This window comes from Nostoc sp. CMAA1605 (assembly GCF_021596505.1).
GTDB lineage: Bacteria > Cyanobacteriota > Cyanobacteriia > Cyanobacteriales > Nostocaceae > Trichormus.
In genome coordinates this window covers 1-24,306 of record NZ_PJIZ01000063.1, presented here as the reverse complement: position 1 = coordinate 24,306, position 24,306 = coordinate 1, and the positions used below count along the sequence as shown (strand labels likewise).

Here is a 24,306-nt window from a genome sequence, read left to right as displayed (position 1 = left end):
GAGCGAGCAACATTGCTGGAGTGGAATCAGCTAAACACATATTGCTTTAAGAGTATATTCGGTGATCATGACCAAGTCTATAGTGAGTGGTGAGTGATGAGTGGTGAGTGCTGAGTAATGAGTAATGAGTAATGAGTAGAAATAATTGCACTCTGTTCAACGCCTCACTACCGCTAACAGCACTTAACACCCAATTTTTCTTCTCCCCACCCCTACACCCCTACACCCTTACACCCCTATACCCTCCCCAACACCCAAGAAGAAGGTCAAAATAGAACAACAGTATTTAGCCAGGGGCTAGTTATGTTGGAACATGATGTGATTATCGTCGGGGGCGGATTAGCGGGATGTCGGGCGGCGGTGGAAATTGCGCGGACTGATCCTAGTTTAAAGGTGGCGGTGGTGGCGAAAACTCATCCTATTCGCTCCCATTCGGTGGCGGCTCAAGGTGGTATTGCTGCAACTTTAAAAAATGTGGATGCTACGGATACATGGGAAGCACACGCCTTTGATACAGTCAAGGGTTCTGATTATTTGGCTGACCAAGATGCAGTAGCAATTTTGACTCAAGAAGCACCCGATGTCGTGATTGACTTGGAACACATGGGGGTTTTGTTTTCCCGCTTAAATGATGGACGCATTGCACAACGGGCTTTTGGGGGACATTCTCACAATCGTACTTGCTACGCGGCTGATAAAACGGGTCACGCAATTTTACATGAATTGGTGAATAATTTACGGCGGTATGGTGTGCATATATACCAGGAATGGTATGTGATGCGCTTAATTTTGGTAGACAATGAAGCCAAAGGTTTGGTGATGTACCGCCTGTTAGATGGTCATATAGAGGTAGTAAGGGCAAAAGCTGTGATGTTCGCGACGGGTGGCTATGGTCGCGTTTATAACACCACCTCTAATGATTATGCTTCCACGGGTGATGGTTTGGCGATGACCGCCTTGGCGGGTTTACCCTTGGAAGATATGGAGTTTGTACAGTTCCATCCGACTGGGTTGTATCCGGTGGGGGTATTGATTTCGGAAGCGGTACGGGGGGAAGGGGCGTATTTGATTAACTCTGAAGGCGATCGCTTCATGGCTAATTATGCACCTAGCCGCATGGAACTAGCCCCCCGTGACATCACTTCACGGGCGATCGCCTATGAAATCCGTGCGGGAAGGGGAATCAATCCTGATGGGAGTGCTGGCGGCCCCTTTGTCTATCTGGATTTGCGACACATGGGGAAAGAAAAAATTATGAGTCGTGTTCCTTTTTGTTGGGAAGAAGCACACCGCCTAGTAGGGGTAGATGCAGTTACTCAACCCATGCCGGTACGCCCAACGATTCATTATTGTATGGGGGGAATTCCCGTCAATACCGATGGGAGAGTCCGCAGCAGTGGCGATAGTTTAGTTGAGGGTTTCTTTGCGGCTGGGGAAACGGCTTGTGTGTCCGTCCACGGTGCAAACCGCTTGGGGAGTAATTCCCTATTAGAATGTGTAGTTTATGGTAAACGCACTGGGGCGGCGATCGCTCAATACGTACAGCAACGTAAATTACCTCATATAGATGAACAACATTACATCAAAGCCGCCCAACAAGAAATTCAATCTTTACTAGAACAGCCAGGAAAATACCGTATTAACCAAATTCGCCAAGACTTTCAAGATGCGATGACTGAATTTTGTGGCGTTTTTCGCACTGAGGAATTAATGCGTACAGGCTGGGAAAAAATCACCGCCCTACAACAACAATACAATCAGATTTATTTAGATGATCAAGGGAGTTGTTGGAATACAGAACTTGTAGAAGCTTTAGAATTGCGGAGTTTAATGGTAGTCGGACAGACTATTTTAACCTCAGCTATCAATCGCCAAGAAAGTCGCGGCGCACATTTTCGGGAAGATTATCCTCAGCGTGATGATACTAATTTTCTCAAGCATACAATGGCTTATTATTCACCAGCCGGAATTGATATTCAATATCGTCCGGTAGCCATTACTATGTTTGAGCCACAGGAGAGAAAATATTAGTCTTGGCAAGTTGATTGATACAATCTTCGTGTTTGCGGGAATACTGAGTTTGATGCCAAATTTTAGGTAATTGGCAAGGGTGAATATCAGACCAAATTTTGACATTAAACTCAGTATTTGCTTAAAAATATGAACGAAATTTATATATCCTATGCTTGGAAAGACAATAACAGCGAATCAGGAAAACGCCGGGAAGAATTAGTTGATCAAATCTGTGATACTCTACTTGCTCAAAACTATAAATTAATTCGCGATCGCGATCATTTATCTCTAGGGAAAAGCATTAAGCAATTCATGGAGTCAATTGGTCGCGGTAATTATGTGATTTTGGTAATTAGTGACAAATACCTAAAATCAGAATACTGTATGTTTGAGGCTATAGAAGTTATTAAATCTAAAGAATATGAACAAAGAATTTTTCCCATCGTCTTAGAAGATGCCGATATATACAGCAAAGAAGGACAGTTTTATTATATAAATTACTGGAAGCAGCAAAAAGAAAAAATAGAGAAAATTGTCAATGAAGATTTTCAATCAGATATATATTCTGCTATTCATCATATATCTGACAAGATCATTGAAATCTCCCACCAAATCGATGATTTTATTTTCTTCATTGCTGATAAACTCAGTATTAATCCGATGAAAAACTTCGATGGTTTTATTAATCAGCTTACCTCCAGTATTCAAGATGATGCAGCAAAACTCAGAAGTAATCAAAATATTTTAGTAGCTGGTACAGGTAATTATCAACTTGCTCCAGAGATTTATCTAACTGCGAAACACCTGGGTGAGAAAATAGCCAAGTATGACTATAATTTAATCACAGGTGGTTGGCAAGGCGTAGATTATGTAGTAGCAGAAAGTTTTGCCAATCAGCTAGCACTTAAAAATATTCCCCTTTCCCGCAAATTAACCCAAGTAGTTGTGCATGGAACCCAACCTATTTTTAGAGGCGGTACTTTAGAATACACAGAACCAGGGATTAATGAATGGCTGAAATGTTTGCAAAAAGCTGATGTAGTGATACTACTAGGGGGTCTTGGTGGTACTTATGAAACTTACCTCTATGCTAAACAAGAAAAAATCCCAGTGATTCCCATTGTCTGCACTAATGGTGATGCTAAACGGGTATTTGATGAAATACTACAAGATTGGAATACTCAAATTATGGGTAATATTTCAATCACCAAATTTAAGTCACTCAATCAATATATTAATAATGAAATGACTGCGGAAGATGTTGTCAATGATGTGATGGATATAGTCAATGAAATTATTTTTAATCAAACTGTCTTAAAACTGTAAAATTCTGAGGGTTTTGGTTGACGCTCTTTAAGTAATAAGTAAAGAGTAATAAGTAACGGGCATTTACTCATCACTCATTACTCATTACTCATCACTCATTACTCGTCACTCATTACTCATTACTCATCACTCATCACTCATTACTCATTACTCATCACTCATTACTCATCACTCATTACTCATCACTCATTACTCATCACTCATTACTCATTACTCATTACTCATTACTCATCACTCATTACTCATCACTCATTACTCATTACTCCTCATCCAAGACTTACGGCTGTTGCTACGTCTTTTCCCTATGATATTTTCATGAGTATCAACCTGTTCATCTGAGAGAATGTTTTGCCGATTATCCTGATACCGTAAAAATGGTTTCGAGAAATTGTCAACATTTTCAGTGTGATTTTCAGTTACACTTTCCTCACCAATCATTGCAGTCCAATTAGAAATTATCAATGGTGTCTTATTCGTAGGACTAGAAATTGACCTAGATACTACAGAATTGCTACTACTGGCTGTCGATGCAGTGCTGGAAGTAGCACTGGGGAGAGTACCACCATTCGCGGCGGTAGAAGTGAGAATCTGACGCACTTGAGCATCGGTGAGATTGTTCTTAGCACTCAGCATCAGCGCAACTACACCCGCAACATGAGGAGCAGCCATTGATGTCCCTGACTTAAAATCATAACCACCCCCTGGTACGGTCGAATATATACCTATGTCTAAGTTACTGTATGCACCAGGAGCTGTGACGTATGCCAGTGTAGTTGTTCCAGCACGATTGGAAAAATTAGTTAGGGTTCTATTGTAATTGACTGCTCCCACCGCAATTCCAAACTGGTCTGCATAGCGGGCGGGGTAGCCAGGTGCTAACTCACTTTCATTACCTGCTGCGGAAACAACAATTGCTCCTTTACTGATGGCATATTGAATAGCTTGTAGCCTTTCAGTATTAGTAGATGAACCACCTAGACTTAGATTAATGACTTTAGCTCCATTATCTGCGGCGTAACGAATACTATTGTTGACTGCTTCAAAGCTAAGTGATCCATCAGAAGGGCTAGTACCACCAGTTTTCAATGCCATAATCTTGGCATTATAGGCAATACCAGTCACTCCAAAGTTATTCCTTACCGCAGCTATAGTACCAGCTACATGAGTACCATGACCATTTTTATCTAAGGGGTCGTTATTGTTGTCGAAAAAGTTCCAACCATATATATCATCGATGAAACCATTGCTATCGTCATCTATGCCATTACCCGCAATTTCTCTGCTATTCCTCCACATATTGGCACTCAAGTCTGGGTGTGTATAGTCCACGCCGCTATCCACCACCGCAACGATCACACCCTGACCAGTGTATCTCCTCGCCCAGACTTCAGGTGCTTTAATTGCATCCGCGCCCCAGTCACTACCACCCAAGTCAGGGACATCAGCAAAGGTGCTTTGATTAAGGGCTTTGGCTACGGCGGCGGCGGCGTTGACTAAGCCATAACCTGTAGTGGAGTTAAATCCACCGCCATTAGGAGGAGTGATATTGATTTGTGCTGTGATGTAAATGCTGTTGTTACCTTCATTGCTTTCGGTAACAGATCCTGCTCCATCGGCTTTAAGCATGAGGTAGTATTTGCCAGGATTCAGAGTTGGATCAAACGTAATAGATATGGAGCGAGAAATAATGGCAGCAGGTGCTAGGCTAGCATTAGCCTCAGTTTCAATACCTAACGAGATATCATCATCATTACCCAATGTTGTATCTCGTGACAGATAAAAACTTGTCTTACTTCCTCCAGCAGAGCCATTACCTTGGTTTTTCAGTTGATAGTTAACTTGTAGTGTAGCCCCGATGGCAACACTACTGGCAGATGTAGCATTTTCGATCACTAAATCTGGTGCAGTAATCGTAATTGCTTGGGCAATAATGTTGTTATTTTCATTGCTTTCTCTCAATGAGCCAGAACCATCAGCTTGGTATAACAGATAATAACTACCAGGGGTAATGGTGCTGGAAAGGTATACAGATGCAGACTCGGAAACTACACCAGAGGGTGCAATATTACCAAAAATACCAACTGTATCCCCAGCGAGAAACCTATCATCACTGCTGAGACTGGTATCTTTAGAAAGATAAAAGTATGTGCTGTTAATACCAGCGTTGCCATTACCTTGATTTCTCAGCTGATAGCTCAGTGAAATTGTTGTCCCAATGTTGGCACTAGCGGGATTAGAAGGATTCTGGACAATTAAATCTGGTGCAGCTAGTGTAATGGCTTTGGTGGTGATATTGTTAGCTTCGTTGCTTTCACTGATTTCGCCATTGCCATCAGCTTGCAATAGCAGATAGTAGTTACCAAAATTGATATCCCTACTTATAGACAAATAGTAAGATTCTGAACTATAAGTGCCAGCATTTAGTACAGGATAAAAGTAGTTCGGGTCAGAGGCTAACAATATATCATCACTACTAAGAGTTGTGTCTCTAGACAAATAAATCTTAGTTGTATGATTACCAGCACTAGCAGTACCCTGATTCGCTATTTGGTAATTGAGTGTAAATAAGTTTCCAGGGTCAACAATACTTGGCGCAGAAATATTTTGAATGATGAGGTCTGGTCTTGGCCCATCAATTGTAATGGCTTTAGAAACCACATTATTTGTTTCATTACCTTCTGCTACTGTGCCATCAGCATCAGTTCTGAACAACAAATGATAGTTACCTCCAGCGATGCTATTGGCTATGAGAATTGAGGCTGTTTCGGAACTGACAGCACCTGCGGCAATACTATTCACTGCATCCGAACCTAACAACACATCATCTGTGCTGAATGTTGTGTCTCTAGAAAGGTAGAATCTGGTGGTACTCGCTACAGCATTTCCAGCACCTTGATTTCTTACCTGATAACTCAGTGCAATAGTGCTACCTACTGATGTAGTCGTTGGTGCTGTGGGGTTTTGAATAATTAAATCGGCAGAGTTAATCGTGATGGCACTAGAAACCACATTATTATTTTCATTACCTTCTGCTACTGTGCTATCTGCATCAGTTCTGAACAACAAATGATAGTTACCAGCCGCAATACTATTAGCTATGACAATGGAGGCTGTTTCGGAACTAACAACACCTGCGGCGATACTATTCACTGCATCTGAACCTAACAACACATCATCTGTGCCGAATGCTGTGTCTCTGGAAAGGTAGAATCTGGTGGTACTCGCTACAGCATTTCCCAAACCTTGATTTCTCACTTGATAACTCAATGCAATAGTGCTACCCACTGATGCAGTCGTTGGTGCTGTGGGGGTTTGAATAATTAAATCAGCAGAGTTAATCGTGATGGCACGAGAAACCACATTATTAGTTTCATCACTTTCGCCTAAGTTATTATCCGCATCAGTTCTGAACAACAAATGATAGTTACCAGCCGCGATGCTATTGCCTATGAGAATCGAGGCTGTTTCGGAACTGACAGCACCTGCGGCGATACTATTTACTGCATCTGAACCTAACAACACATCATCTGTGCCGAATGCTGTGTCTCTGGAAAGGTAGAATCTGGTGGTACTAGCACCTGCACTTCCCACACCTTGGTTTCTCACCTGATAATTCAATGCAATAGTGCTACCCACTGATGCAGTCGTTGGTGCTGTGGGGTTTTGAATTATCAGGTCTGGATTCCCTGCTGGGGTAATATTAATGAGATTGCCAAAGGCATTGTTATTTTCATTACTTTCAATCACATAACCATCTGCATCAGCGTAGTAAATCAAATAGTAGTTACCAGGGTTGATGTTACTACCGATGGTGAATGTGACTGACTCTTGACTAGATGCACCAGCCGCCAGACTATTCACAGTGTCTAAGCCTAGATAGACATCACTACTGTCAATATTCAAATCTGGAGATAGGTAAAATCTGGTATTACTAGCAACAGCACTTCCACTACCTTGATTCCTCACTTGATAATTGATTTGAATACTGCTACCAGCTCTGGCTGAGGTGGGAATTGAGGCGTTTAATACTGTTAAGTCTGGCTGGGTAATGGAGATTGGCGCACCGAAAGCATTGTTACTTTCATTACTTTCGCTCACATAGCCATCAGCATCGACATAGTAAATCAAATAGTAATTACCAGGCCTGATATTACTACCAATGTTGAATGTAGCTGATTCTTGACTAGATGCACCAGCAGCTAGACCATTTACATAGTCAAAGCCTAGATACACATCACTACTATCGAGATTCAAATCTGAAGATAAGTAAAAATCAGTGTAGCTAAATCCAGCACTCGCACTACCCTGGTTTTTCACTTCATAGGTGATTTGAAGATTGCCACCAACGATTACCGACGGAGGAATTAGGGCATTTGGTGCTGTTAAATCTGGTTGAGCCGTTGCAGTGGCTGTCATCAAGATACTATTGCTCTCAATATCTTGAGTTAGATAGTTAACAGGATAAGTATCGGATGTTAAAGAGTCTAGTGTTTTCAATATGGAACTACTATGAATGCTTGACTGGAGGGAATTCACATTACTTAAACCAGAAGGGAAATAATCTCCACTCTGATGGAAAATACTAGGTTGCTGATTAGATGACAGCATTCTATTTACATCATCCAATGGATAAATATTGTTAATTTCATTATTCATATAACTGAATTTTCTGAACTAAATGAATAAACTGAATTTTTCCAAATATTCAACCTGAAATTGACTGAATATATATCAGAAGTTATTGCTGTACAATAACTGTGATGATTTTACACGATTACATGAATTAGTGTAATCAAATTAATTCTCAGTGACAATCATGCTTTATAAAATATATATTTTATCTCTAGGAAAAATATTTAGTGGCTAATTTATTTGTACAAAATATGTGCAGTCAGAGATACTTGATCGAACAATACAGCCCAAATTTAGAGCAAAAGGATTATGTAGAGATAAGATTTATTGGATATATGAATCAATTCTAGATTCATAATCAAATATAGGCATTAATAGGGTGTGGGATTTGAAACCTAGTCTTTTCCGAGCAGAGGGTGTGGGAAAGGTCAGATGATTTTGCGATCGCGATCCTTTCGTCTCCACTCCAGTTAAGAATAATAAAGTTTATTGAACAAATCTTGAAAGCTTAGATAATATAAAATGCGTTGAATCATAAAAATCAGCACTACTTAGCCATCGAGTATCTGCCATTTCATCAAAACGAATGGCTTTGTATTGCTTAGTTGAGAGACTTTCAGGGTAACTACATAACAGTTGCTACTCAGCACCCGGAGTAAAGACTTAACAATAATAATTGCGTTTTTTCAGGTTTGTTGTCGCTATTGTGTCAAAACTGTAAATCACGAAATTCATAAAAATCAGATTACTGAAATCAAGAGCAATCAAGATGACCAGAGGAGGAGAGCATGGAAATCTTTGATTATGTAATTTTAGGAGCTGGATTAGGTGGACTAGCAACAGCAGCCTGCTTAACACGCCAAGGATATAATGTAGCCGTTTTAGAAAAACATTATTTACCAGGGGGTTGCTGTCATACGTTTGATTATGGCGAATATAGTTTTTGTGCTGATGTGCATTATGTTTCTCAATGCGGTCATGGTCAGGCGATCGCACAGTTTCTTAACTATATCAACAGAGATATACCCTTTAATAGTCTTGATCCAGACTGCATAGATCGTGTGATTACACCAGAGGTAGATTTTAAAATTCCCCTGGGATGGGAAAGTCTGCGTTATCGCTTGCTTGCAACTTTTCCAGAAGAAGCTAATGCTATCAACCGTTACTGTCATGAAATTCAGCAACTCCACCAAGAAATTCGCAATTTAAACCAGGAAGTGCATTGGTATCATCAAAAATGGTCTGATTGGCTAAAATTACCGAAATATCTCCATTTGTTTCGCAAACGCCACTGGACGCTACAAGATTTATATAATCACGTCGGGTTATCACCCAAATTACAAGCCATCTTAGCGGGACAAAGTGGTGATTACGCACTATCACCCCAAGAAATCGCCCTCATCACCCATACTTCCCTAGTTTGGGACTATTCTGAAGGTGCTTATTATCCCAAACATCACTTTCGGCACTTTGTAGACACTATTGTTGATACCATTACCGCAGGTGGTGGAGTTGTTGCCTATGCTACTACCGTTAACCATATCCAAGTTAGTAACGGTAATGTTCATAGTGTACTAGCTGATGGCAAAATCTATCGTGCTACCAAGGCTTATATTAGCGACCTTGATCCAAAATTAACAGTGGAGTTGATGCACGATAATGAAGCCATCAGTCACAAAGAACGTCGGCGGTTAACTGGCTATGAATACTCAGCCAGTGCTTTTAATATCTACTTAGGTTTAGATAGCCACTTTCAACCTCAGAATTATGGTATCGGTAACTGGAACATTTGGTACTATCCTACAGGCAACCTCAACCGAGAATATCAACAACAATTGCAAGGAGATTTTAGCCATCCCTGGATTTTCTTATCTTGTCCCACTATGAAATCTGACGAACCAGGAATGGCCCCTCCAGGACATCATATTTTGGAAATCGCCACAGTTTGTCCTTACGCACCCTTTGCACATCTGCATAAAACAGACGTACAAGCCTACAAAGCTAAAAAGCGGGAAGTCTACCAACAAATTATGCACAGCGTCAGAGATTTAATTCCTGATATTGACGACTACACCCGCATGAAAATTTATGGTACACCCACCACCAGTGAATATTATCTAGGACAACCAGAAGGGAATATTTACGGCGCGAAATTAGTCCCCCAACAAGTAGGATTAAATCGCATAGGCTACAAAACGGAATTACCGAACTTGTTTCTAGTTGGCGCAAGTGCTGGTTATCCCAGTGTACCTGGTGTCATCGGTAATGCGATGGATGTAGTAGAACTGCTGACTGGGGAATCAGTGTGGCGCAGAGTTTCTCGGAATCAGGCTTTAGTGGGGGTGTAGGGAATTGGGGATTGGGGACAAGGTAGACAAGGTAGGAGGGAAGAAACACTAAATTTGCATTCCTCATTTTTGTTACTAAAATTAAAAACTCCTCTCAGGAACGAGGGGAGTTTTGTAAACCTTTGTTGCTAATTTTTTATTTATTTTTTTAGAAAACACTCATGATTGTGATGATGCTGACACTAGTCAACATAATTAAAACACCCATAACCATTGATTCTCCCAAGGAATTAGGACGTTTTGAATTATTCATCATAGTAGAATCCTGCAAGTTTTAGTTATCTCCTAAATATAACAGTCTCAGTATAAATATCTATGGAAGCCATGCAAAACTTAAAATAGCTTTACTATTCTTAGTTAAAACTGTAGTGTTTACTTAAAAATCAGATTCATCTCTTTAGATAAACATAATTTCTGATTCCGTACAATAACTTAAGTCGGCGTTGTTGATGAAAAAATAGTTTGTAGTCAGGACTTTAGTCCTGACTACGAGCCTGGAATCATTTACGCGCTTCTATTGATTTGATTAAGTAAAAATACTATCATCTAGCGTTTAGTCATCATTATGATTAAAATTCTTCATCTCTCCGACATCCATATGGGAAGCGGTTTTTCCCACGGTAGGATTAATCCGGTAACGGGTTTAAATACACGACTGGAGGATTTCGTTAAGACCTTATCTTTGTGTATTGATCGGGCGTTAACTGATGCCGTAGATTTAGTTTTATTTGGTGGTGATGCTTTTCCCGACGCGACACCACCGCCATATGTGCAGGAAGCTTTTGCAGCACAATTTCGGCGGTTAGTTGATGCTCAAATTCCAACAGTGTTGTTGGTGGGAAATCATGACCAACATTCCCAAGGTTTGGGAGGCGCGAGTTTAAATATCTACCGCACTTTGGGCGTACCTGGTTTTGTGGTGGGAGATAAGTTAACAACACATCACATCTCCACACCCAACGGAAAAGTACAGGTAATTACTTTACCTTGGCTAACCCGTTCCACTTTGATGACTCGTCAAGAAACAGAGGGTTTATCACTAGCGGAAGTCAATCAATTATTAACAGAACGCTTGCAAGTTGTGATTGAAGGGGAAATTCGCCGACTTGATCCTGATGTGCCGACTGTACTGTTAGCGCATTTAATGGCGGATAATGCCACTTTAGGGGCGGAACGTTTTTTAGCTGTGGGTAAAGGTTTTACTCTACCTTTATCTTTATTGACGCGTCCCTGTTTTGATTATGTGGCTTTAGGACACGTCCACCGTCATCAAAATTTAAATAAATCTAATAACCCGCCAGTGATTTATCCAGGGAGTATTGAACGGGTAGATTTTAGTGAAGAGAAAGAAGATAAAGGTTATGTGATCGTGGAATTACAACGGGGGAGTGCGAAATGGGAATTTTGCCCTTTACCTGTTCGGACTTTCCACACCTTAGAAATAGATGTGTCAAAAGCAGAAGATCCTCAAGCTGCTTTAATCAAAGCAATTACTAAACATGATTTGCAAGATGCAGTAGTCAGGTTAATTTACAAAATCCGTTCCGAACAAATCGATTTAATTGATAATGCTGCGTTACATTCTGCCTTGAGTGCTGCTCATAGTTACACAATTCAAGCAGAATTAGTGAGTCAATTAGCTCGTCCCCGCATTCCTGAATTGAGTGCTAGTAGTAGTATTGACCCAATGGAAGCACTGAAAACTTACTTACTCAATCGTGAAGACCTCAAAGATATATCAGGATTAATGTTAGAAGCCGCAGAAAATTTATTAGGGACTTCTATGGAGTGAAATAAGATTTTTTACCTTCTATAGCGATTTGCATTTAAGTCTTTTTTTTACGCGGAGGGGCGCATATTCAAGCGCAAAGTTACGCAGAGGTTTGTCTATTTTTAAAGGGAGGTTTAAGAAAATTTTCTATAAGGTTTGATGACTAATTTAAGGGACTATACTGTGTAATTAGTCGTGTTAAACGCTTACGTTCGTAAGGTGTGAAATCTTTTGCAAATTTTTCTAGTTTTTCTAATTGCTGGTAAATTAAATCATGTTCAAAAGATTCTACGCGTTCTGTAATTTCTCCGTAGAGTTCTTGATGGGTAAAATCGGTTGCTAAAGCATGAACTATTTTTTCTCTTTCTCTACCAAGTAATTGATTATTAAACTGATAATTATTTTGAGAATTTGGCGATATTAATTCAAGTGCGATCGCTAGCAGTAGAGTATCATAAGCCAAGGTTAATTCTCTACTAGAACTAATTTCTTCGGGAATTAAATCGGGAATCTGACTATCTTGTGCTGATGCTTCTTTTTGAGTACGTTCATAGCAGTCTCGATAAAACTCAATTTGACTGAGAAAGTAAGCTGGGAAGCCTAAAGAACGTACCAAAACGCACAAATTTCGTTCGTCTTCGGCAACAAAGGGAGTTACAGCACGGTTGAAGCGACTGTAAAGCCGAAGTATTTCTTCTTTATCTTTTGCTCCTACCCAAAGTGTAATTTCTGGTTGCGAAGTTGGATTTAAGTGAGCATCGGTATCTTGAAGACGCAACAGGAGTTTCGCACTGTTATAAAGTTGGTTCAATCTCACGCTAGCTGTATTCTCTGTGATTAAATCTGACTTTAAAACGTCTCCAATGGATAACTTACTTAAATGTTCAAACTGCTTTTTGGCAAATAAAACTAGTTTGTTCTGAAATTCTGTAGCGGGAATTTGCCATGCTTGAGAGCGACTAACTTCTTCTTGGGTAAATTTATTAATTGGTAAAGTTTTGAGAATATTTTGATGGTAATAAATATCAATATCTGAATTTGTCAATACGGCTAATCTAGTTTCCGAGTAATTTGTTGATGCTTTGTCGTGTTGAGTAGTTAAAATATCATATAACTGAGAAAAATTAGATAAAGTTTGACGTAAAGTCTCAGTTTTCTGTTTAGACATTTTAATCAAATAATTGACTACCTCAACGCGGATATTTTGAGCATAGATGTCATATTCTAACTTTAATCGCTCATTATAGTTGCGACGTAATTCTACACCATTAGCTTTTAAGCTGCTTTCTAGGCGTTTGATTTGTTTTTGAGCTTTTTGAATGCGATCGCGGATGGTTGTACTATACTTGAGCCAAACAATACCCAAGTAACCGAGTATACTAATTAACCCCCAGATTAAGTAATTAAATAAGTTGACCCCTATCTGTTGTAATAATACCCACAGGGTTGATTGACTGAAAAGCCCAGTGATCAGCAAAATCCCAATGACAGCAATAGCAACGACAGCCGGAAAAACTACGAGATATAAAGAACGAAAACGGTTTTCTTCTGCTATCAATTCATTTAATTGATCTGTAGCTATTTCGTATTGATTTTCTAAATAATGTAATTGTTTTTGCGTTTGACTAATTTCTGTTAGGGCTTTGGCACGGGCATCTTCAATTGCTAATGAGCGAGTTTGTCTAATTTGTTCAATTTCTGTATTTATAGCTTGGTGATAATCAGTCACCACCAATCTTAATTGTTCTTGGATTTTTTGTAAATCTTGATTAAGTAATTCTGAACTATTGGCAGATACAGTATCTTGTAATTGTTGTCTTTGGGATTTGAGAGTGAAAAATTGATTGAGGAGCTTTTGGCTATTTTCTTGATTAATTTTTATTTGTAATCGAGTATCTAAAAATGCTTCGGCGGCACGTAATTCTGTAATTAAATTTTCTGGGCGATCGCTAATCGACTCTGTTTGCAATTCCAAATAAGGATTATTCAAAACATTGGATAATCTCACAGCTTCATGTAAGCCGCTAGTTGTAGCATCCACATATTGATTAATCTTTTGATCCAATAGTTTATTCAGGGCGAATTGTGCCTGTTTGCCGCAACTTTCTAATGTACGCTTATATGAAATCAGTTCTTTATTTTCAAATTGCTGATAAGCACGTTGCAATTCCATTCCATATTCTTGAGTCTGACCAGGACGAAGATCAAGACGGGGGCTGAAATCTTGCCAAACTGGTTTACCATTGTCTCGTTCTAATTGCTGTAAAGCATCGTGATAATCTTCGCTGAGGACAAATTCTTTTGCATCTAATAGTAATTGGCGATTTGCTTCGGGAGTTAGTTTGGCTGGGGGGAGAAATTCCTGGGTGATAATATCGCCCGCTAAGGCTGTACTCAAACGTTCTATAACTATGTCTGCGGGAAAAAATAACTCCCCATAGCCAAATGCACTGTAAGCGGGAAGTTTTCCGCGTACTGTATGCGCCCCAATTAACAATCCGCCTGTTTCGGCTTCGACAGTCAATAAACCGGCAAAAGCATCAGCATAACTATCTAAATTAACTCCTAGTTCCCCGATGCGTTCGTCAATCAGCCAACAATTATCAAAAGGTGGTCTTTTTTGAGTATTCCTAATGACAACGCCTTTAGTCATTTTGTCGTCTAATTCCTTCAGGAGTTGATAAGCTGCACTATAATCTTCAGTTCTGGCTTGGGCAAATAATCCTGGTAAGAGTATGAAAGCTTCTAAACTATGGGGAACATCGGCAAAGTAGACATTAAATAGCCAATGAATTAAGCGGGATAGTTCAAATACTAGTTCTCGCGCCCGGTGGTCATTGGCGGAGAACATGATGTAGATTCTATACCAAGAACTGATATCAACTCCGGCATTTTTGGCGGCGATCGCTTCTGGAGATTGGTTAACTGATTTAATTAAATCAATTAACGTTGTTTGCAAATCCTTTGCTGCTTGTTGGAACTGGTTACTTAATTGGGATACAGAAGCTTGTCTAGCGTTTGTCAAAGCGAGGTCAAAACTCGCATCAGCAAACTTATCTAATTCGCTACTAAACCCAAAAGTTTGACCATCCCAAGTCAGAGTATAAGCCTGAATTAAGCGACTTTGGGCGTTGGGGAGTTGTAAAAGTTGCCGCTTAATAGCTGCACATAAAGCAGTACCGTGGGGATCGAGTGCAAGTAAGATAGTTGGTTTTGGCATGATGCTAGTACCGCTACGCGGAATTTTAAATGCTGGTTTTAGCTGAGGAACATTGAAATATGTATTAGTTAATTACATCCAAATCTTCTAGGTAGGCATCAATTTCTTGAATTTCCAGTTCCACCTGTTCTTTAATTGGCAAACCGACTCTATTATTCTTTAAAAGCTCATTAACTTGCTTCATATAGGTTTCCAGAGACAATCTCGCTTTTTCTTTGTCTTCGTGGGTAATTTTATCGACCTTCTGAGCAATTTCTTTAACTAAAGAAACGTTATTTTTGAAAGCTTTAAACGCTGATTTGCGGTCTTCTCCTAACAGCAATATGCCGTCTTCTAATTTTCTGGCTTGGTCTGTATGTACAAAATATTGCTTCTTCTGATTGACAATTAAGGAATATGGATTAGGTGCTAATGCTAAAGCAAACCAACGTAATGCCCCGCCATCATCTTCGGGAGGAATTAAATTTGCTAAGTTTGTCCAATTACGATGTAAATGTTTAAAAACCTTATCGGGATCTAGATAAGCTAACTCCATATCTTTTATCCCATTCAGGGTAAACAAAGGTACACCTATTTCTACACGAAACAGTGTGAGTTTATGGGGTTCACCTGTAGGTACAAAAGAAACATTTCCTTTGCCTTTAGGTAGACGACTAGAAAGGGGTGGATTACTAAAAATAGTGTTGTTACTTTCCACTCCGTAGTAATAAAATTCTGTAATAATGTGCTGCTGTTTAGCCGGAATTTCTGCATCTTGATATTTCCACAAAGGAACTGCAAGTTTACCGAGTTGTTGTAAATCCTCTCCCGCATCTTCTGGGTTACTATCCGCTAATACTTGTTCAACATTCATACTAGTTAGTGGACGATAGATTTCATCCATAAATGATAAGATGTCATTTTTCACATCTTCGGCTTTTTTCTCAGACCAATTAGTTAAACTTTGGGACTTTTCTCGATACCAACGGATGAAGTCTTCACCACTAACTTTGGGGCGTTTTGATTCTAAATCAACGCGTTGAATAGTATGAATAAACGGATTATCAGAATTACCTTGGCGACTAACTTCGGCGTAACTTTGTACTACATCTCGATAAACTTTATCTAGGTTGCTGTGTATGCGTTGACATTGTTCTTGAATTTTTTCTAGCTTATTTCGTAGCATTCCACAAAGTTCTGCCGCTTTATCACAGCGTTTCCAGTGTAAGTATACCCGCCACTTTTGATCAGCCCGTTCTTTATATCTTTGACAAGCAGCTTGGATTGTATTCTTATTGGGAAACCAAGTTTCTGCGGCTTCTTTGATTTTTTCTTCTTGGGGTTCTAATTTTAAAGTGGAAAAATTAGATTGTGCTTCTTTAGATTTGCGCTGCACATTTTGCTGTAACTCATCTATCTTTTGAGAAAGTTTACTCAAAAATTGCAAAGTAGAAGCTAGACCATTAGGACGGTTCAGACTCCTCTCTAACCAAGCTGCAATAGTCGCGGTTGCATTCTGTTCTAAGCGGTAAAAATTCATCGCTAAATCTTTAGCCGTTCGTTGTTCCATTTGATCTAACTGTCGCTTGTACAGTTCTTTAATCGTCGGTAAAGATGTGCGGTCATATTTCATTTCTCCGATGCGGAATTCTGGCTTGGCTTGTCCACCGCGATCGCTCTCTGTCAAACTATCTAATAAGGTGTTAGCTTCTCCTAATTTGCAGTCTTGTAAAAAACGCTCAATTTCGCTGTCTACATCAATGTTTGTAGTCGTAGCCATCAACTCATTTTTCAACAGGTTCTGCGTATCTTCTAGTTTCATTCGCTCATATTGCTGTACTGGCAAAGTCAAGGTAGCAAAGCCAAAACTACAATAATTTATATTCCGTCCTCGGACTTTCTCACCAGCTGCTAAATAAGCCCGAATATTATCAGCAACGTTGGCAGCATCTAGACCAATTTGAGAGCCAATTTGAATATACAAACCATCAGCAATTAAGTTTTGTAGGTCGTTAGGACGGCTGACTACAGTACCATTTTTGTTCATCCCGTCCATCAAAAACACAGCATCAAAAGGAGGGCGATCAGCTTTGACTTTGGTAATACCATAATCAATCTCTAAAGCATTGGATGGTGACAGATTCCAACAGTGTTCAATCTCTTTTAGCGCACCATAAGCATTGGATTTGACTAGATGAGTTTGGGGAAGATTAGCAAATACTCTAGGTAAGACAAATAGTCCTGTAATATTGGAAAAGCTATTCAGATATTGTCTGGTTAAAAATGCCACATCTAAGAAAGTACCGCTACCTGTTCCACCTGCTAAACTACCAATAATAAAAACTTCTACACCATCACGATTAGATACTTGAAAGTTATCTGAAAATGCCTGTTTACCACTGCGAATTTCGCGGACAGAATTAATCGCCTGATTGATTAAACCGTTGATATCACCTACTTTCGCAAAGAAAGCCAACCTTCCACGGGCGCGAATTTGACCTGCACCATTAATTAAACTATGTGCGGGAATATTTCTCGGCCACCATTCATCAATATGATCGTTGCGTGTTAATGGTAATGGATTTGCCACTGAAATAGCGTAGAGTTCATTAGGTTCTAAAACGACCTTAATTCCATCAGGTGATTTTTCGCGAGTTTGAATATTTTCGGTTGTATCAATAGAAAGAAATCGAATAATTTCTGGTACGTAGCCGTAAACATCAATGAAGCGTTTTTTAAGTTTGAGTACAACTTCGTAACCAGTACCACCTAACCCAATGACAACAGTAGGACGAAAAATAACTGTGGGACGAGACATTTCATTTCCTCTAATTTTAATTAAAAGTTTGCTAGCCCACTGTTTTGTTCATAGGGCCGTTGGTTGCCAATCCAGTTAAATCGCAGCTTCACATCCCCAATTTGGATGTTGTCTTCATCGTAGAGTTGATATGTATTTATCTTTTCATTATTGACAAAAATAGCACCTTTTTTACTACGTATATATACATATTTTTTCCCTGATTGCCAAATGATGACTAATTCTGCATCGCAATTTGTCGCTGCGATCGCCGGAATCAATTCACTCAAATTGACTTTTTGCTGATGCTGGTGTGTGAGACTGATATACTGTTCTTCCGGCGATGTTGGCAATGGTTCTAGTAGTTCTAGTTCTCCTTCTAAATGGTTGCGAGTCCGAATCTCTTGGGTTAATTCCCAAGGTGTTTTACGTTGAATCAAGCAAATTACAGTTAGAACAATTAAAAACAGCAGTAATATTAATAACAAGGAAATGATAATTTTTCGTCCCAGTGGCATCAAGATTTGCATCTGAACTGTGGTACTGAGGGGACTAGCAAGCTGGCTATTGGGAGTTATCACCACATTGAAGCTACGTTTACCTTCAAAACTGCTATCAGCAACCTCGAATTGTATAGGTATTTTGGTTTCTCCCACAGCTAAAGATATATTTGCTGGAGGTTGTTTTAAAGAAATATTTTTAAAGTTACCTTGCAGTTGTAAGCTAGCTGTTCCTGATATATTGCTGCGAACTATTACAGTTTGTATTTGACTATTCTTTCCAGCTTCTACAGAACCAAAATCTAAGTTGTTTGGTTGCAATGATAATTCTGGCTTAATAGTTAAAGATAAATCAATCACCTGTGATGCAATTGCTTTATCTGTGGCTTTCAATACTAAGCGCAGCCTGCGATTACCTCCCTGTGCATTAGTTGGGATTTGTAAACTTATCGGGATAGATTTTTTTTGATTAGCAGTTAAGTCAATTGTGCTAGGTGAAGCTAAACTAATACCGCTTTTATCTAGGTCTTGTAGTTGTAAATTAACTTTGGTGTTAACATTACTGACACTATTAATATCAATTGGTTTAGTAACTGTTCCTGGTAATGCAGGCGGCGAATTAATGTTAGATAAACTCACATCAATTTGTGGTTTTATAAGTGCTGGTCTAATATTTTGCGCCAGTCTATTTAATTGCACTCCTCCAGGATCTCGCAATACTCTTCCTTTACCACAAAGTGCTGGATTATTAGCAAATTCATTTAATTGATTTTCGTGTTCTTTCTGACCTAAAGATACAAAAAATACATAAGGCTTACATTGTTGTTCGCGTAAAAGTTGGTTACTCTGAGGGATTCGGATAGGATTAGGAATACCTTGCACATCTTCTAATCCATCGGTAAGCAAAACTATACTTACAGTTCGATTATTAGCATCAGCACGTTGGTTTAATACGGCGGAAGTTTTTAATGCTTGTTGTACTGCTTTACCTGTGTGAGTCCGCACACCATCGGCTTTGAGGTCATTAATGATTTTTTTGAGCTTACCACGATCTGGATTGCTGGTAATAGTAATTTCTTGGGCTTGTAGAGTTACATCACTATCAAAATTATAAATAGTAACTGTATCGCCTAATCTCGCAGTGTTGACAAACTCAGTAATAGAATTCTTGACTTGATTAAAAATATCTTTTGTACCGCCTGCACCCCGCATAGAAGCAGAAGTATCTACGACGATAATCCAGTCAATTCCACCTTTTGCAGTCTGAGCCGATGCACTACTAAATTGAGAAATTGACATGACGAGCAGAATGAAAATACTTTGAGATAATGGTAAAAACCTCAACCACTTTTTAAAGTATTTATAATTCATTGATAGATGTCTCCAGCCATACATATATTTATGACTCTTTCTGCAAACTAATAAGTGAATAATTATGGTAGGCGATTTTTAGCTAAAATAGGTTGATTTTTATGCCAATTTTCTCTACCAAAAGTTATATTTTTTTAATAGCGATTCTTGAAGTATGTTATGTCCATGTCGCAACAATTTAATGTTGTTGAAATCACATTAATAATTAAATAAATTCTCCTTGATTTACACCTGTTAATAGTCTATTCTCCTCGAAAATATAGACAGGTAACTGGTTTTTTAATGACTATTATTTTTCGCAACAACATCAATTTCCATCAGAATATTTAGATGGACTGAGTAAGTGATGTATCAATTTACATCTTAGCTATTTAATTTTAAAATGTCACGTTTTTATACTATTCAGTAATAGCACTTAAACAAAATAAGCTCCATCATCAAATTAGACGGCTAATATATAAAATGAATTTGTATATTTAGATAATTAATTTTACTTAATTAAAAAGTATCAAAAATTAGGTTTATATTAATATTTCCAGTCAATATACTGATACGCTGGAAACATCAAACTAATTTATTATTTAAATTACTGGCGTAAGTAGCGATCATCAAATGAGTAAACTAGAAAACATGAAAAATTCGTTCCCTTACACCAATTTGTCAGAAAAGGACTAAAGTCCTTACTACGAACTGAATTCTAGTTTTTTGAGATTACTGAAAGTCAATTTGTCCTATTTAGTTCGAGAAAAGTAATACTCTGTAAATCGAAAAGCTCAAATTGCTATTACACAGGATGGGGGATTTCATATTTGGCATCAATATCACTTTTATGAGGGTATTTCTTAATTAACTCTTGGACTTGAGTTGCTACAAGTGGATGTGAATCTTGTTGTAATTTTGGTAAAAGTTCCAAAAGTACACGTTGAGAGACTACGCCTAAATAAGCGATCGCAGCTTCTCTCACAAAACCTGTAGGATGACGCAAAGCTAGTAAAATTTCATTAATGGTCAAGCGAATCCGGTTAACTTGAGCAAAATGGAAACAGCAAGCCAAGCACCAATCAGAGAAAAATTCCCCTAAAGTCAGCATTCGGCGGATTCTTTCACTAGGGGAAAATGGTTCATATTCTACTAGCCCAGCTTCTACAAGATAAGAGAGTTTTTCTTGGGGCGATCGCTGATCTAAAATATTCAACAGCAATGATTTTGTGGGTAAGTTGACTGTATGCTCTAATATCTCTAGTCCCTTGCTAAATTAGCTCCTGATTCTGACCGTAAATTAAAAGCTGCCGCCTGCATTTTTTCTGGGGAATAAAGTAATCTTAATAAAAGTAAGATTCTTTCTTTCACATCCCATTCGATTTCTTGCAAGGCGCGTTGTAATAATTCTTCAATAATGACAACTCGCTCTTGAATTTCATAACTTTCAAAATTTTGTCGTGCTTTTAAGTCTATGTGTGCAGCATAGATTTCACCTAAAAACTTTAATTCTTGGTCAATTAAATTTTCCACTCGGCTGTGCTGAAATCTATCTACTAAATTGGTAACTTCTGACTGTTTTTGAATCTTTAATACACTCCGCAGAATATGATATCTGGTTGCTCCCCAAGAGGATTCTAAATGTAACCATAAAGTTTCTAAGGCTTCGAGGGTAGAAATATGAGCGATTGTCCGCCAAGCATACATTCGTAATACTTCTGGTTTGTAAACATTGGTGGCTAATTGTAATAACATCTCCAATGCTTCATTTTCCATTTTGACCAGGGCGCGCATCGCTGTTTCACGGGTAGATTTGTAATACAGTGCTTTCAATAAGGCTGGGTAATATTCTTCCATGCGAGTCGCCGCAATCATTTCCAAAACAGCACAGCGCACTCTTAAAGATTCATCTTGTAACAAATTGGGGACATGAATCCGCAAAGCTTGCAAATAAACTGCTTCTCTTAAGGCTTTGACTGCGTTTATCCGTTCCAACTCTTGTTTGTGAGTCAGCATCCGGCGCAGGGTTTTAGTCGCAGCAGCTTTTTGTATGGGTGTCCCTTGACGTAGCAGTAAAGCCGCCGCAGTTCCACGCACGAGGGAATGGTGGCGCGGATGTAGATAATCTTCTAATAAGCTGAGATTGGGATGGCTTTCCGCTAACCAGACATAACGCAACGCTAAAGCAAAAACCTCTGGATTTACCACACCAGGAGGCCTTTCTAATAGCCAGCGTACCTCTGACACATATTCAGCCTTCGCACCCGCAGCTAACATGACTTCTAAACAGTGGTGCTGTAAATCTGGGGCGAGTTTAAATAATAATCCGGCTAAAATTTCCGCCGCCCCTTGGGGGTCAATTTGGGCTAAAAGTTCAATACAGGAATGTTTATCGGTGGTGTTACCTGTTTCTTCTAAAGCCTTGACTACACCTTGCTTAAAGGCGCGCAATCCCACCTTAGAAGCACTTAACTCACCACGTTCTGCACTCAAGACTAGCAAATCTACATAGCGCGATCGCAATACCCACACTACACGCAAGCATCCAATCGCTACAACTGCTGTCTCTGCAATAAATATCCATTTCTGGACAGGGGTGGAGACAAAATTTCCCCCAATTGATAAAGTTAAAAATATTACTAACCCTGCTAACCCTGTGGCGATCGCTTCGGCTGTTCCTCCTGATAAAGCCTGCATTCGGCTACGAATTCGCTCTGGTATGGGTTGATATAACACCGGGCCACTACTGACCACAAAGGTATAACGTAGCAACTCATCAGCAAATTTCAAACCCACTAATCCCCAGAAAAAAGCCACAGATTGAACTCCTGGGATTAAATTCAGCACAAAAATCACACCAGGAACAATAAAACCTACGGCTACAGGTAAAAGTGCTGCACTAAAAAACACTCCAAAACGTTCAATTAAGCGACTAGAGACAAACCACTGAGTGGTTAACTCACAAAGTCCGACAATCCCACCAAATAATCCTAAAAAACCCGCTAATTCTTTGTCACCCAAATTGAATTTTAGTTCTTGCAGGTATTGAAAATCAATTAATAAACCCATGATTTGCAAAAGACCCACAAAAGCAAACAACTGTAAGGTGTAACGTCGCAGAGGTGTTTCTAGACGGCGATGTCGAGATGCTTGTTCTTGAGGAAGTACACGCTGCGGCGCATCAGGAAAAACACCGCGATATTGATAAGTTAAATAAGCGAGAATTGCCGAACCCAAGAAAATCACACCGCAGGCGATGATAATCACCCGATTGAGTTTGGCAAATTGCAGCAGCCAAGGTAAGCTAAAACCACTAATGACATCTGCAACTAGTAACCCACTGCTAACGATGGGGTAAGTACGTTTAATTTCTCGAATATTGAAAATTTGGTTAGCGACTATAGAAGTGTTGAGATCATTAACTACATATAAAGAATCCACCCACAGGCGCAGTAAAAATACTACTATCACCGTTAGGTAGGAGATAGTAACCCCTTTATGCAGTAATACCAGAAAGATTAACGGTACTACCATACAAGGTGCGATCGCCACCACTACCCAACGCAAAGGAAAAATCTTTTGTAACCAAGAATACAAGAAAACTAGTGCAATTCCCATAGCCGCACTAGCTATATATATCCAAGGTAATGGCCCCACTCCGTATTCATCCAGAAAAAGCGCGACTGTACTATCTTCTGCCCAACGTAAACCTATAGATACAGTTGTATAAAAGGCAAACATCAACCCAGTACGTTCACCTTCTTCTGGTCGTAGATTAACCCATTTTAATAGCTGTGTCAGCAAATGATGATTTGCCGCCAACGACTTAGTTTTCAATTCCATTAAAAATGGCAAAAGTCCTGAACAACTGAGTATTATGTTTCCCACTCAGCTCTCAGGACTATCAGGTTTAGTATTTTCAGTGGTTAATTATTTGACCCAGCACTCATTACTCAGCACTCTCACTTCTTAGGCGAAATCAACATCATCATGTTACGCCCTTCTTTTTTCGGTGCTTGTTGGACTTCACCGAATGGCTCTAAATCTGTAGCCATCCGCTTGAGTAAGGTTTCTGCTAAGTCACTGTGTTGAATTTCTCGACCTCGGAACATTACAGTCGCCTTGACTTTATCACCATCTTTCAAGAAGCGTTCCGCCTGTTTCACACGCACATTGTAGTCGTGTTCCTCAATTTTGTAACGCATCTTCACTTCTTTGACATCGGCTGTATGCTGTTTCTTCCGGGCTTCCCGCGCTTTCTTCTCCTGCTCAAACTTGTATTTCCCGTAGTCCATAATCCGACATACTGGCGGGTCGGCCTTGTCACTGAGCAGCACTAGATCAAGCTCCTTTTCTTCTCTAGTTGCAGA

At 39.4% G+C, this 24,306-nt stretch carries 9 protein-coding genes and 1 pseudogene; 4 read left to right on the top strand and 6 right to left on the bottom strand.

The features are described from left to right. The first annotated feature begins 303 nt into the window (after positions 1-303). Positions 304-2,031 (top strand): succinate dehydrogenase/fumarate reductase flavoprotein subunit, encoded by a 1,728-nt coding sequence (locus CV014_RS19640; protein ID WP_236143566.1) that lies wholly within the window; start codon positions 304-306, stop codon positions 2,029-2,031. 129 nt (positions 2,032-2,160) lie between these two features. Then, positions 2,161-3,339, top strand: coding sequence for a TIR domain-containing protein (locus CV014_RS19635; protein WP_236143565.1), 1,179 nt, complete (start codon positions 2,161-2,163; stop codon positions 3,337-3,339). Positions 3,340-3,591: 252 nt separating this feature from the next. Here the strand turns inward: CV014_RS19635 and CV014_RS19630 are convergent, their stop codons facing one another. Beyond that, entirely contained in the window at positions 3,592-7,995 is a 4,404-nt protein-coding gene (locus CV014_RS19630; protein ID WP_236143564.1) for a CARDB domain-containing protein, read from the bottom strand. A 764-nt stretch (positions 7,996-8,759) separates the two neighbouring features. Here CV014_RS19630 and CV014_RS19625 point away from each other — a divergent pair. Then, positions 8,760-10,319, top strand: coding sequence for a phytoene desaturase family protein (locus CV014_RS19625; protein ID WP_236143563.1), 1,560 nt, complete (start codon positions 8,760-8,762; stop codon positions 10,317-10,319). Positions 10,320-10,884: 565 nt separating this feature from the next. Continuing rightward, entirely contained in the window at positions 10,885-12,111 is a 1,227-nt protein-coding gene (gene sbcD, locus CV014_RS19620; RefSeq protein WP_236143562.1) for an exonuclease subunit SbcD, read from the top strand. 142 nt (positions 12,112-12,253) lie between these two features. On the opposite strand, the gene CV014_RS19615 is transcribed toward sbcD, so the two are convergent. From CV014_RS19615 to infC, 5 genes and pseudogenes are all read right to left on the bottom strand, one after another. Beyond that, positions 12,254-15,310, bottom strand: a complete 3,057-nt coding sequence (locus CV014_RS19615) for a hypothetical protein (protein WP_236143561.1) — start codon at positions 15,308-15,310, stop codon at positions 12,254-12,256. Between the two features lie 64 nt (positions 15,311-15,374). Beyond that, entirely contained in the window at positions 15,375-18,107 is a 2,733-nt protein-coding gene (locus tag CV014_RS19610) for a tubulin-like doman-containing protein (protein ID WP_236143560.1), read from the bottom strand. 20 nt (positions 18,108-18,127) lie between these two features. Next, positions 18,128-19,957, bottom strand: coding sequence for a VWA domain-containing protein (locus tag CV014_RS19605; RefSeq protein WP_236143559.1), 1,830 nt, complete (start codon positions 19,955-19,957; stop codon positions 18,128-18,130). Between the two features lie 784 nt (positions 19,958-20,741). Next, positions 20,742-23,779, bottom strand: a pseudogene (locus tag CV014_RS19600) (MFS transporter). Between the two features lie 119 nt (positions 23,780-23,898). Then, positions 23,899-24,306: translation initiation factor IF-3 (gene infC, locus CV014_RS19595; RefSeq protein ID WP_236143558.1), on the bottom strand; the 408-nt coding region annotated here is incomplete at its 5' end.